Genomic DNA, 12,049 nt, shown 5'->3' with positions numbered 1-12,049 from the left:
AAGGAGCAATAATATGAAATTTACAGAACGCCTTCAACTTGAAACACAGGGAATCACCTTATCCTCTGCTGAATTGTCCGTATACCTTGCAGAAGAAGGAGTTACCGATCCTGAAGCGGAATACTCTCCGTCCTCTAATACAGATAAACGCAATATCTATTCAGCAGCGCTATCTGTTCTGAACAGTATTGCTAATAATCCAGCGTTGATGAAGTCATACAAATCCGATGATATCACTATCACTGATTTTGCTGATTCTCTCCAGAATCGTATTGACCAACTTGAACGAAAAATCCGCATGATGGCAGTTACAGATGATTCATCCAGTAATAGTTCAACCTTTATGTTATTCAATTCTTAATGAAAGGAGTGATTCAATGTTTGATTTATTCAGTGTCAACGATACAGCCGATTTTGAATTTATTCAGAGTCAAATTGGTACGGATGTCTATATAAATCGTTCTGCTACACCTACGCGAGTAGTCATTACTAACACGAATCTTGAACAAAATTATGACGATAAGAAAATCACTTCCCTTACTCCTATCCATCGTGGCGATATTGTTGTTTATGAAGGCAATAAATACATGCTTATCAGTGAAATAAACAGTGAGCGCTACAACAAATACAAGGGGATCATCCGAAGATTGCCGCAAACTATAATTGTCAATTCCTCATGTCGTTTTATTCATGTGGATTGTTATATTACTGTTGGAGATTTAGGGGTAACATCGGGGAAGGTAATAAGTGTAGTGGATGGCAGTATCAATGTTTTTACTAACAATTATTATAAGGATTTGGGGCTAGAAATCGGTAATAGATTCTTTGTCGATGGTCAGATGTTTAAGATCACTGGGATAGATACATTTTCTCAAAAAGGAATTGCTAATTTGTCATGTGAAAAGGATCTGATTAACAGCGGTACAGATGACGTTGCTAATGGAATTGCTGGTGGCCTTGCGTGTCCAGTTGATATTACGACAGAACCAACTTCTGTTGTTCTCGGCTCTACACTCCAGTTAGTCTATACAAGCACAAGCAATGCACCTGTAACATTTACATCCTCTAATAGTGCAATCGCTACAGTGAACGCTACAGGGCTTGTGACAGGTCATTCAGTAGGTAGTGTTACTATTACAATTGCCAATGCTACAAATGGGCGTATCACAGATACTGTAATTCTAGCGGTTGAAGATGTTCCAGTGTCCAAGTCAATTGTACTGACTGCAAATACCTCTCCAATCACAGAATTAAAAGCAACTCAGTCAAAAACTATAACGGCCAATATCTATGATGGTGCTACATTAATCACAGATGGATCAGAGCCTGTCACATGGGCGTTGTATGCTGATGACCAGGTTAGTCCATATGATACAGCGAATGTACAGATTACAGCCACTACAGCATCGACAATAACATTGAAGGGAATAAAATACACGTTCTACGTACAGTTGAAATGTACGCTTAATAGCGATCCGTCAATATTCGTATGGCAGCGGATTAAATTGAGATCAGTGTTGTAGACCGATATTTCAGACCACTATCTTCCTTTTTTGGACAGACCACTTTACTTTCAGAATAGACCACCATATAATAACACTAACGAGTTCTTAAATTTGATGGTCGATTAATTATAAACGTTGTCGGAGTAAGGCCGAATCACATTTCCTACCATTTCATCTTGACAGGGTAGGGGTCATGGGTTCGAACCCCATCCGTCCTATAAATGGAAAGCCTTAAAGAAACGAAGCCGATCATATGATCGGCTTCGTTTTTCGTTGTTATCATTGCAGCAGTTTTAAATTTTGAATTCCATTGCCCCATTGCCAAGAGCTTTCTAGCAGTTTCTCTTTTTTCTCATCGGTTCATTCATGGTCAGTGTCTACCCATTTGTGTTTTCAAGCTTAAAACTTCTTGCTCTGAGAGACCTGAGGCTCTAACAATAATTGAGGTTTCCACTCCAAGAGCAAGAAGTTCACGCACCATTGCCTCTGCCTTATTCCGCTCACCTTCTGCTCGTCCCTCAGCTCGCCCCTCAGCCTTAGCACCATTCATTCGTGACGCCTCATCCCGCAAATACTTCATCCGGGCATCATATTCCATACGTGTAGCGGCATCCTGACTCAGGAACTCCAGCGTATCCATTGCTTTTTTCAACATCGGTTCATTCATGGTCAGCACCTCCCAATTTGGTTGTTCAACACCCTTCAGGAATAACAGCCAGTTGATCAGACCACCAGTTAATGGAACGGCCTGCTCCTCAAGCTTTGTTAATTCCATCACATGAATCTCCAGATCGTTGTTCAACTGAATTCCGGTGTGATCTTCCCGAAGATGAAACACATTATGATGGCGGTCATTAGGAAGACAGGAATAGTTCAGTATATTGATCGTCACACACTTCTTCAATTGACTGTAATCGTCGCCTTTTTGAATCTGGTGGTAATACATCTCGCTCCAGTAGAACAGTGTCCGCTTCTCCATATTGTATGGATTGAACAGCTGCATTTCGATGTTGATCCGTTTGCCCTCAGCCGTCTTGGCCTTGATGTCCAGAATAGACTGTTTATCCGCTGGAGCATCCTTATCAGTGTACGGATTCATTAATACAATCTCTGTCAGCGGGGGTTCGCCTGCCTCCATAAAGGTACTGTTGAGGAAGGCCAGCAGGACATCCTTGTTATTCTCACTGCCGAAAATTTTCTTGAAGATAAAGTCATTCCGTGCGTCGAGTAGTTCCACGATTATCACTCCAATCATATACATTGATTATATCATGGCGGAACTACTCGTTGTAGACAAAGCCAGCCTTTAAGGTCCCTATATTGCTATTCTGTCCCCAAAGCTCAAAGAAACATACTAGCACATGCTTGATCGTCAGCCCTCCCCTTTTACCTAAACGTGATCGCCATTCGCTTATCCACCAATACAACGGCGTCTGCTTCACCCTTACCGTTGAACATGGCTGATATTACATATATTTTCGTGTCATCTTCAGCTTTCGCTACCCATTCTTTTTCCTGCAAATAACGTTTGTTGACTGAATCGTAAGCATAGTCCAGGTTCCTCTCCATATCCTTCAGATATTGATCGCCATAGATTTGCTTGAAATCATCTTTGGACATGCCAATTTTAAAACCGCCTGTGGTTTCATACATATCTTTCGATTCCTTTGCCAGAGTAATCCCTGCCACTTTATCCTCACGGTACATAATTCTTACGCCAGGGCTGTACATGACTGAATTCGCAATATCCTTATCTTCTCCTTTGCCCAATACCTCTTCTGCTTCCGCGCGGCTCATACCATACTCAACAATGGCTTTATGATCGTTCACCTTTTGGATGGCTAAGTCTTTAGTGGTTACCCCGTCTTTGGAATCCCCACAAGCTGTCAATACGAACAAGAACAATACTACCAGTAACGTTTTTCTCATAATACCCTCCCAGATGTTTTTATCTAAAGTTTACCATGTCAGGAGGAATACGAAACAGGCGCGTCCCTGATTAACATTCTCCCCTGTATTCTATATAATAGAGGCAGCTTACACACGGAAAGGACTGAACTATGCGCAGATATCAATAGTTGTACCTCACCAATACCATATATATTTAATGGAGGTAACTTATTGATGATTACAGAATTACAAACCGAAAGATTAGTATTAAGACAAATGCGCACCGCCGATTCAGCCAGCCTGTTCCCGATCTGGTCCGATCCTGAAGTCACCCGGTTCATGAATATCAGCAGCTTCACGGATGAGAGTCAGGCCGTGGAAATGATTGAGCTGCTTCATAAGTTAGCCACCGAGAATCAGGCGATCCGCTATTCCATCACGGAAGCAGAATCCGGTCGGATTATCGGCTCCTGTGGTTTCAATGCGCTGGACTATGACAATGCCAAGACAGAGATCGGTTATGACCTTAGCCGCGAGTGCTGGGGAAAAGGATATGTGCCTGAAGCCCTTCGCGCACTAATAGATTATGCGTTTGATACGCTGGGCTTCAATAGAATAGAAGCAAAGGCCCAGCCTGCTAATATCAATTCTATTAAGGTACTGCAGAAATTAAACTTTTCGCTGGAAGGAATATTGAGGCAGAGTGAGCGGTCCAAAGGAAGCTTCATTGATCTGTGTATGTATTCCAGATTAGCTACAGATTAGGATAATCCGAACAAAGGCTGACCCGGGCGCTACAAAATGAACTACGCTGGGTCAGCCTTATTTTATATACAAACCTCCAAAAAAATAAGCTACCACTGGGGCAGCTCCACTAATTTAACATCCGATGCGGATGTTTTTACGTATTTTAGAATTTGTTTGTAGCCCTTCTCTGACAGAAAACACTTTTGCTCGACTCCTCTGTGGTCTTCCCCAAAATAAGCAATATGAAACGTCTTATCCAGCTGGATAATATTAGAAACCTGAATTAACGTGTTTCTATCTGCTAGAACGAAGTGATATCCTGAACTGGCCAGGGTATTAAGCCAATATTTCAGCGTACCTACTGTATAAAAGGTCTGATCGTACGTATGGACAATGATCCGATAGATAGTCCGTTCAAATTCCATAAAAGTTATTTTCGCAATATCGAGTGAGAATACACCAGTGTTTCCCTCTGTGTCTCTAGTAACAGATATCGTGCTCAAAGGGATCAACTCCAATGTTATTTAAGTAACTCTTCAGGAACCTCCGGTTGATTAATGTATAATACACTTGCTGTAACCAACACGATAAGGGCAGCCAAGGCGGACAAACCAGAAGCAAGCTTATACACTACTTTGCGCTGCAAAGCTCTCATTGTCAGATGTTCACCTCCCTTCTAGCTATAATCAGACTGATGGATTGTGCCAAAAAGCTGGCTGCGATAACAGATGAGCCTATAACGATATTGGCAGCTACCAGCAGTATCGCCACGATTCTCAGCTTAGGCCAGTGCCGCCTCGGAATCCGGGTCTGTCGTTCAATTCCAATGGGCGCCAGCCATAAAACGATTAACAGACTAGTTCCATTCATTAGCATAACGTAAAGGGAACTAACCTCCACAAAGGATAGGACCGTGAACAAGCTTACCGTAAACAAGACACAGGCAATACCGGATCTGAGATGGACCCCGCCCGACACCTGACGTAATACGGCAAAGGAGATCAGAATCTGCAGAGCTTCACTTGTCCGGCCCGTCAAAAGGGATACTGCCAGCGTCAGCCCAATAATAAACACCACATTAAGCACTACGCTAATAGCAAATTTCAGGACAGCGTAGGATGCCGGGTGTTCAGGTACGATATTTTTAATCGTAAATGCCAGCTTGCCGGACATGAATTCAAGCATCTTCCCGCTCCCTCCGGGTGGAATAATATAGAAGGAATACAGTCATCACCAGGAAAATCAAGGCATTTAGCAGAATATCATTATAGTAGAGTAGCACTGAAATCCCTATTACGAAGCCGAAAATCAGCAGAGACAGCAGGATATCTTCTATCTTAAAGCGGAGTTTATCCAAGTCGAACGTGAAGCCCTTGCCTTTGCGGTACAGAAGCCCAAAAATACCGAACACCGCTGCCGCAGTCGCTACCTGCAGAAAATATCCGTTCGCGATACTACCAATATTCGATATAGATCCGAACATGAGCAGGGTGAGCAGCGTCTGAATCCCGGCAAAAATAGCAAATCCTGATATTGTTGCGATGATGGATAGAATGAGCGGCATCCTCACCACCGCAGCGAAAAAGAAGATAAAAATCAAGATTAAAACAAGTGGTGCAACATTCGACATGCCCAGTTCATTGCGTAACAGATAGCTTTGCAGATTGTTCAGCAAGATGACAAATAAAGCCTGCCAGATGTACCATCTCCACTTGAATCTATAGAGAGACATAATCAGATAATAGAGCGCAAGCGTCTCTATCGTTGAGAAAAACATAAAGCCTACAGGTTCCCACGACAAACCATAACACCGCCTGACTAATTTTCGTTTACAAGATTAATTATATATCCCCGCCGCACCTGACGTATACTACTTAATTACAAAATTCGACACTTTTTGCTCAGTCACGAAAAACATCCGTTGGCCGCTCTGTATCGAGCCTCAACGGATGTTCCTCTGTGTACAGCAGCTTGGCTGTCCGTATTAAATTTCAGACCAAATGACGTTAACCTCCACGGTTCCCTCCTGGGACGCAAGCGGACCGCCAATGATTGACCAGCTCTGTTTATCGTCCTTGGTCTTGCCTTGAATGATCAGGTTCTTGGGATCGATAGTCTTCACGGACTGATCGCCCAGCTTGGAAGCCAGATAATCATCATAGAGCTTCGTTACCGATTCCATACTATCCGTTGTTCTAAAAATCAGCAATGCCGTCTTCTTGCCCTCATTCTCCTCCGCATTCGAAAGAATGGTCTCTGTTACATTCTCCGGCATCGGGAAATCCTCCGGCAGATATTTCGGCAGGTCCGCAGATCCGGCAGCCGTCTCGTTGCTTCCGGCTGTCGCCTCAGGCGTCTGCTCCGGCTCTGCCGTAGGTGCTGGAGTCTGCTCAGCCTCTGTTGTCGGCACAGGAGTCTGGACACTCTCTGCTGTCGGTGCAGTGGTCTGCATCGATTCGGTGGACGGCTTATCCTCAGCATTACCGCAGGCACTGAGGGCCAATAGGGACAACGTCAAGGATAAGGACATTATTAGTTTTTTGGTATACATCTGCTCACTCCTCATGAATTCATTGAACAATTACACGGCCGGTTAGATTCACCGGCTTACCGGATAATACCCATTTCTGCCTTCATCCAAACAACTAATGCAGACAGAAAAAGCCCGGAAACCAAGGCTCCCGGGGCATTCGTGAATGATGTATAAGTTCAGAAATTATTTATAATACGATGTCGTAAGCGGGACGAAGACCGAGGTTCCCTTCTTCACGTCGCCAGTGAGATACAGGCTGCTGACTCCGGCAATATCCACTTCGATGGTCGTGAGTCCGCTGGCCGGGTCAATGGTCTGCTTCTTCAGCACCGTGTTGGTGTCCGCGTCTTGAATACTGAAGTCTTTGATCTCCCCGCCGATCGCGGCTATCTGGAGATAGAGCTTCTGATACTTTTTGTCAGGTTGCAGCATGAAGGAACTGCCGCGGTCGCTGCTGGCGTCATCGAAGAATACATCCTTGTAATCCTTATCCTTGTACACGGTCTTACCCGGGTCCTTGGTGTGATACATATTATCAAAGCCTGTAGCAATCGGCACACCTGCCGTCTGCTCCCCGAGAGAAATGGTGTTTGTTGCGGCATCGAACTTAACGGTAACCCCCAGCAGATCGGATACGGAACGGACCGGCAGATACGTTGTGTCCTTATAGGAAATCGGGGCAATCACTGCACCGCTGCCATTCTTAAGCTGCACCGGCTGGCCGTTCATCTTGAATTTGATGCTTGGATTCAGAAAAGCCTTGATTTCCTGCAGGTTGGCCCCGGCATACACGCCCGTGCCCATTCCTCCCAGTACGGCAAATGCAGTCAGCGCAGCAGTCATCTTCTTCTTCATTCGCTCAAACTCCTCTCCAGATATAACAAATTTGAATATTCCATATTCGGAGTATAATAAATCCTGCCATCAGATGCAATCATTCAGACATCGTCTCTCCGGTGAACCGCTTCGTAACGTTCGCGTATCTCCAGATTTTTGGAGTGATTGTACAAATCCAGCGCAATGATTCCCCTGCGGGCAAGCTTCACCACCAGCACAAATAAATATATCCCCATTCCCAGACAAGTCAACCATAGTAAAAGAGCAAAAATACTGAACCCTCCAGCGAGCAAGGACCCAAAACCTGTCATATACACAGCTTACATCCCCCTAATTCAACATGATAAAAGTCTATATCCTAATCATATCAAGTTTGGCACGATTGTGTAAGGAATGCAAAGTTCTATTAAATTTCACTGTAGAAATAATCCAATTTTGATATACTGGCTAAGTATGATTAAACATTTGGGGGAAATTACTCATGTACGGAAAATTATCCAAAATGACTTTAGCTTTTGCTCTTTTAGCTTCACCTGTGATATTGAACGGATGTGGCGGGTCTACTGAGAGTACTCAAGCTGCCACGGCGACTCCTTCTGCAGCTCCGACTGCTTCTCCTACTCCAGCGCCAGAGCTGAAGAACTTCTCAGTGAAAGATAAGACGCAGGAATACCTAGAGAACTTCGGTACTAATTCATGGAATATTGAGTCGTCCAAAGAAATCGCCAATAACATCCGGATTAAGGCCCGGGAGGATAAAGAGAATACCTTCACTTATCTGGAGATTGCTGACTCTATTGAGAAAAATGATGTACAAAATGTAAAGAAGCTTTTCACAAAAATTGGTGGAGTTCTACCTGCTTCCGTTGCCGCCCGCTATCCAGATTCCACACCTACACCCGATGAAACGGATGTACCCTCTGGCGGGGATACTATTAACACCTTTGATGAAGCAAACCAGGAGCTAGGAGCCAGATCACTTAATTTAGCCAAAAGCTATCTGGAAAAGAACCTCACCCAAGAACTTAGAGATGAAGTATTAGCAGTTATTCTCAATAGTCTGGAGTTTATAAATAAGGAAAATCAAAGCAAATTCAAGGAAATGGCCCTTGCCATTCAAGAGGATGACCAAGCTACTGTTGAGAAGCTATACGCTGAACTGCTGCCGTTATACCAAGGCTTACCTAGTTCAGCAACGGCAAACGCTACGCCAGCGCCAGCAAAGGACGAAGTCATACATCTCAAAGGGAAAAAGGACCAGGCTACAGAGTTCTTCCATCTGAACAGCGGGATCGCTATATTGGAGGCAACAGACAACGGGGATTCTAACTTTGTGATCTATATGTACGATGAAACAGGAGATACCAAAAAAATGCTCGTGAATGAAATTGGGCCTTACAAAGGAAAATCACTAGCTGTGATTCCTGACGGCGGGAAATATATGCTGAAGGTGGAGTCGGATGGCTCGTGGAAAGCAGATATTAAGCAGAGCATCCCCGAGAACGTCAAGAGCGCACCGGTTAAATTATCCGGTAAGGGGAACGATGTTGTGTTTGCAAGGCTGCAAAGCAAGCTGACCCGGTTCACATCCAAGCACACGGGTGAATCCAATTTTGCCGTCAAAGTGAATGATAGCCTCTTGCTGGTTAATGAAATTGGTAACTACTCCGGCTCCACAGCGGAAAAAATCGAATCCGACGGAATTTATGTCTTTTCCGTGGAAGCAGACGGACAATGGAGCATTGATATCGAATAAGCTTCCTTAGGTTAACCGCACCCCAAAACGATTGCCACTCTTTAAAGGAGGGCAATCGTTTTCTTTTAAAGGCAGAGATTAGCCTCCCCCTGCCCGCCTGCCCGCGTAAGTGCCTACGCCTTCACCCTCATCTCACCGTCCTGCTCCTCCAGCTCCACAAACAGCGGACGCTCCTCCGGTGTCTGATTCGGTGTGTGGATGGCCAGCATCAGCTGACCGCCGAAGGCGCGGAACACCATGGCATGGCCGCCGTCCTGCCGGTAGAGCGCTTCCTCCTGATGAAGCCAGGGTCCGGTAATCTCTCCGCTCCCGGAACGGGCGATACCCAGCGCGTAGGTATTATTAATGAAGCTGGCCCACAGCAGATATAACGCATCGTCGTCGCTTGACCGGAACAGGAATGGCCCATCCGTTACATAATTGAGCTGATCCGCATACCGCTCCGATCTAAACGGTGTTGTCCATGGAGCTTCCGATGCCCGGAACAGAACAACAGGTTCCCCAGCGGCACTCCGCAGGTCCTCTGTTAGCCGCATGGCGCAGACCTCGCCGTCCCCGGTCTGCTGCCATTCATGGCAGAACACCATCCACGGCTGGCCTTTCCGGTCCACATACAGCGTTCCGTCCAGTGAACTCCACTCCTGCGGAGTCACCGGCCCCTCACTATGCGGGATGAACGGGCCCAGCGGATGCAGCGAGATCAGAACAGCGGTGCCCAGCAGATCATTGTCCTTGCGCCGGAAGGTGGCGAACATGATGTAATTGCCGCCATAATTATAGACCTCCGGTGCCCAGAAATTCCGCTCCGCATAGAAATCCGGTTCCGGCCGGAAGACCGGAAACGGGCCGTCCCAGTGCTCCAGATCTGTGCCGGTGTAGGCGTTGAACCCCGTGCCCGGGCCCCAGATATTGCTGTCGGTGCTGCCATATAAATAGTAGGTGCCCTGCTCCTGTTCATGTCCGGCCAGCGGAAGCACATACGGATCTCTGATTTGCAGGTTTTTGTTATTTATCATGTACATCTCTCCTTTCTTCCCGCACACTCTGCATGTTTAGTTAGCTGTACTCCGGCAATACCACTCCAATATCGCTGACACTCACGAAGCCGCCGTCCGCATATTCCAGTTGCTCGTTGCCCTTGATGGTGAACGGAAGCGTCTGGCCCTCATAGCACAGACTCCCTTCGATCTGGCGGACACTCATGCCGATCAGCTTCAGCAGTTGTCCAGACCGGTCCAAGACCACACGCACACCATATGGAAAGGTCAGGTACTCCTCTTCATTACGGTAGATTACAGACCGCTCACGCGTAGTAACCAGCTCGAAGACCGTGCCGTCCACGATCCGACGGTATCCGGTCTCATGGGCCACCTCGTGGCCATGATCCATGTCATAGGGAAGCAGGCCGGTGAACCATAGCTCCTCTCCGGCTACCGGCACGATCCCGCATAGCCGCTCCATATAGTCCAGCAGGCAGAGAATCGCCGGTGAATAGGTCTCCATATATCCCTCTTCCCCGGTCCATGGGCTTAACGTCTGCCCGAACCGGGTCATCCGCGAGAACGCTGCGAGGATCGGCAGGATGACCCAGGTCAGCTCGACATAACGCCCGTGCTGCTCGAAGGCATGCGGCGCACGGATGAGGCTGAGGAAGTTCGACGAGCCTCCCCAGGTGTTATAGCTGGAGAAAGGGTCGAACCTGGGATCATCCATCGCAATGGAGGTGAAGGGATATTTGGCGAAGAACTTGCCGGTATTCAGCAGGTAACGGCGGAGGGCTGACGCAAAAAACACCCCGTCCCCCACCTCGCAGGCCAGCACACGCAGCAGAACATCCGATTGTACACGGACGAACCGGCCTCCGCGATCCCGGTCATAGAAGAACTCATCCTCTTCATCATAGCAATGGCTGAACAGGCTGTGGCCGCTGCCCGCTGCCCGGGCACGCCATTCGTCCCCGCTCCCGCCAAGCTCCACCGCTATCTTGGACAGGTAGAGCCGCTGGCAGTAGACATTGGCCGTTAAATCCGGGGCCAGAAAAGGCAGCAGCGGCGAATCCGGGTTATATTGTCCCGCATCCTCCAGATGGGGCGTGTCCGGGACATGCCAGAAGCGCGGCGAGAGGTCATGTCCGGTATCGAACGTGCAGAAGGCTTCGACGCAGCCGGTCCCTCTAGTGTTGCGGTGCATATGCAGCCAATGGTCGAACCGGCCCATCGCCTGATACATGGAGCGAAGGAAGCTCTTGTCCCGCCCGTTCTCCAGATAATGATTCCAGACGCTGCGGGCCAGCGGCGTCACCATCTGAATCTGCCGGTAGGCCGGTCCCGCAGGCGTCACCTTGTAGGGCATCAGCCCATCCTGCCGCTGCTGGTCGGCGAACAGCCGGAAGGTCGCTCCCGCCACCCCCGGCATGAAGCGCGACAGCCGTTCAGCGCTGATCGTGCCCGTGCTCTCCAGCCAGCTCCCGAGATAGACCCCGCCTTCATGCAGCACAAGTCCGCCTCCGTCCATCGGCACGATACAGTCCAGCAGCTTGTGCAGCGCAGAGTAATAGACATTCTCCATGTTCTCCGATGAAGCCGCGAAGGCCACGCCCGATTGCTTCCACTCCTCCAGTGAATCCCGGTCCGCCGCTTTCTTAAGCCCTCTAATCCGGTCGTCCACCGCTATCCTCCGCAGTCTCTCCAGTACACTACCCGTCATTCCATTCCCTCCTGTAACTTTAGTTGCTCTCCAGACAGAGAAGCAGACTGCCGGGGGCAGCCCGCTTCCGGGATA

Annotated in this window: 15 protein-coding genes; 4 read left to right on the top strand and 11 right to left on the bottom strand. The window is 47.5% G+C overall.

Going from position 1 to position 12,049, the window contains the following annotated elements:
* Positions 1 to 13 precede the first annotated feature (13 nt).
* Both MKX51_RS12065 and MKX51_RS12060 read left to right on the top strand, forming a co-directional pair.
* Positions 14 to 361: a hypothetical protein gene (locus MKX51_RS12065; protein ID WP_340992528.1), complete on the top strand. Its 348-nt coding sequence runs from the start codon at positions 14 to 16 to the stop codon at positions 359 to 361.
* 16 nt (positions 362 to 377) lie between these two features.
* Entirely contained in the window at positions 378 to 1,523 is a 1,146-nt protein-coding gene (locus MKX51_RS12060; protein WP_340992527.1) for an Ig-like domain-containing protein, read from the top strand.
* Between the two features lie 352 nt (positions 1,524 to 1,875).
* On the opposite strand, the gene MKX51_RS12055 is transcribed toward MKX51_RS12060, so the two are convergent.
* Together MKX51_RS12055 and MKX51_RS12050 are read right to left on the bottom strand one after the other, a co-directional pair.
* Positions 1,876 to 2,760, bottom strand: coding sequence for an Rpn family recombination-promoting nuclease/putative transposase (locus tag MKX51_RS12055; protein ID WP_340995595.1), 885 nt, complete (start codon positions 2,758 to 2,760; stop codon positions 1,876 to 1,878).
* A gap of 131 nt (positions 2,761 to 2,891) precedes the next feature.
* Positions 2,892 to 3,434 (bottom strand): hypothetical protein, encoded by a 543-nt coding sequence (locus MKX51_RS12050; RefSeq protein WP_340992526.1) that lies wholly within the window; start codon positions 3,432 to 3,434, stop codon positions 2,892 to 2,894.
* A gap of 195 nt (positions 3,435 to 3,629) precedes the next feature.
* Between MKX51_RS12050 and MKX51_RS12045 the strand changes: the two genes are divergently transcribed.
* Positions 3,630 to 4,160 (top strand): GNAT family N-acetyltransferase, encoded by a 531-nt coding sequence (locus tag MKX51_RS12045; RefSeq protein ID WP_340992525.1) that lies wholly within the window; start codon positions 3,630 to 3,632, stop codon positions 4,158 to 4,160.
* An 89-nt stretch (positions 4,161 to 4,249) separates the two neighbouring features.
* On the opposite strand, the gene MKX51_RS12040 is transcribed toward MKX51_RS12045, so the two are convergent.
* The 7 genes from MKX51_RS12040 to MKX51_RS12015 all read right to left on the bottom strand — a co-directional run bounded on the left by MKX51_RS12040 (position 4,250) and on the right by MKX51_RS12015 (position 7,823).
* Positions 4,250 to 4,645, bottom strand: coding sequence for a LytTR family transcriptional regulator DNA-binding domain-containing protein (locus MKX51_RS12040; protein ID WP_340941388.1), 396 nt, complete (start codon positions 4,643 to 4,645; stop codon positions 4,250 to 4,252).
* A gap of 17 nt (positions 4,646 to 4,662) precedes the next feature.
* Positions 4,663 to 4,797 carry a cyclic lactone autoinducer peptide gene (locus MKX51_RS33180; protein ID WP_081751311.1) on the bottom strand — a complete coding sequence of 45 codons (135 nt, stop codon included), beginning with the start codon at positions 4,795 to 4,797 and terminating at the stop codon, positions 4,663 to 4,665.
* Positions 4,798 to 4,799: 2 nt separating this feature from the next.
* A complete protein-coding gene (locus MKX51_RS12035; protein ID WP_340992524.1) occupies positions 4,800 to 5,327 on the bottom strand; it encodes an accessory gene regulator ArgB-like protein in 528 nt (175 codons plus the stop codon).
* On the bottom strand, positions 5,320 to 5,943 hold the full coding sequence (locus MKX51_RS12030) for a hypothetical protein (protein WP_340992523.1): 624 nt from the start codon (positions 5,941 to 5,943) through the stop codon (positions 5,320 to 5,322). Before MKX51_RS12030 ends, MKX51_RS12035 begins: the two co-directional genes overlap by 8 nt.
* Positions 5,944 to 6,126: 183 nt before the next feature.
* Positions 6,127 to 6,693, bottom strand: a complete 567-nt coding sequence (locus MKX51_RS12025; RefSeq protein ID WP_340992522.1) for a hypothetical protein — start codon at positions 6,691 to 6,693, stop codon at positions 6,127 to 6,129.
* 165 nt (positions 6,694 to 6,858) lie between these two features.
* A complete protein-coding gene (locus MKX51_RS12020) occupies positions 6,859 to 7,530 on the bottom strand; it encodes a stalk domain-containing protein (protein WP_340992521.1) in 672 nt (223 codons plus the stop codon).
* 83 nt (positions 7,531 to 7,613) lie between these two features.
* Complete coding sequence (locus MKX51_RS12015; RefSeq protein ID WP_340995593.1) at positions 7,614 to 7,823, bottom strand: hypothetical protein; 210 nt, start codon at positions 7,821 to 7,823, stop codon at positions 7,614 to 7,616.
* Positions 7,824 to 7,993: 170 nt separating this feature from the next.
* Between MKX51_RS12015 and MKX51_RS12010 the strand changes: the two genes are divergently transcribed.
* Positions 7,994 to 9,268, top strand: coding sequence for a hypothetical protein (locus MKX51_RS12010; protein ID WP_340992520.1), 1,275 nt, complete (start codon positions 7,994 to 7,996; stop codon positions 9,266 to 9,268).
* Positions 9,269 to 9,381: 113 nt separating this feature from the next.
* Here the strand turns inward: MKX51_RS12010 and MKX51_RS12005 are convergent, their stop codons facing one another.
* Positions 9,382 to 10,284, bottom strand: a complete 903-nt coding sequence (locus tag MKX51_RS12005) for a glycoside hydrolase family 43 protein (protein WP_340992519.1) — start codon at positions 10,282 to 10,284, stop codon at positions 9,382 to 9,384.
* Between the two features lie 40 nt (positions 10,285 to 10,324).
* Positions 10,325 to 11,974: an MGH1-like glycoside hydrolase domain-containing protein gene (locus tag MKX51_RS12000; RefSeq protein WP_340992518.1), complete on the bottom strand. Its 1,650-nt coding sequence runs from the start codon at positions 11,972 to 11,974 to the stop codon at positions 10,325 to 10,327.
* Positions 11,975 to 12,049: the final 75 nt, after the last annotated feature.

The organism is Paenibacillus sp. FSL M7-0420 (assembly GCF_038002345.1).
Taxonomy (GTDB): Bacteria; Bacillota; Bacilli; order Paenibacillales; family Paenibacillaceae; genus Paenibacillus_AQ.
The sequence above is the reverse complement of the archived record's forward strand: the minus strand, read 5'-3'. Positions and strand labels throughout refer to the sequence as shown.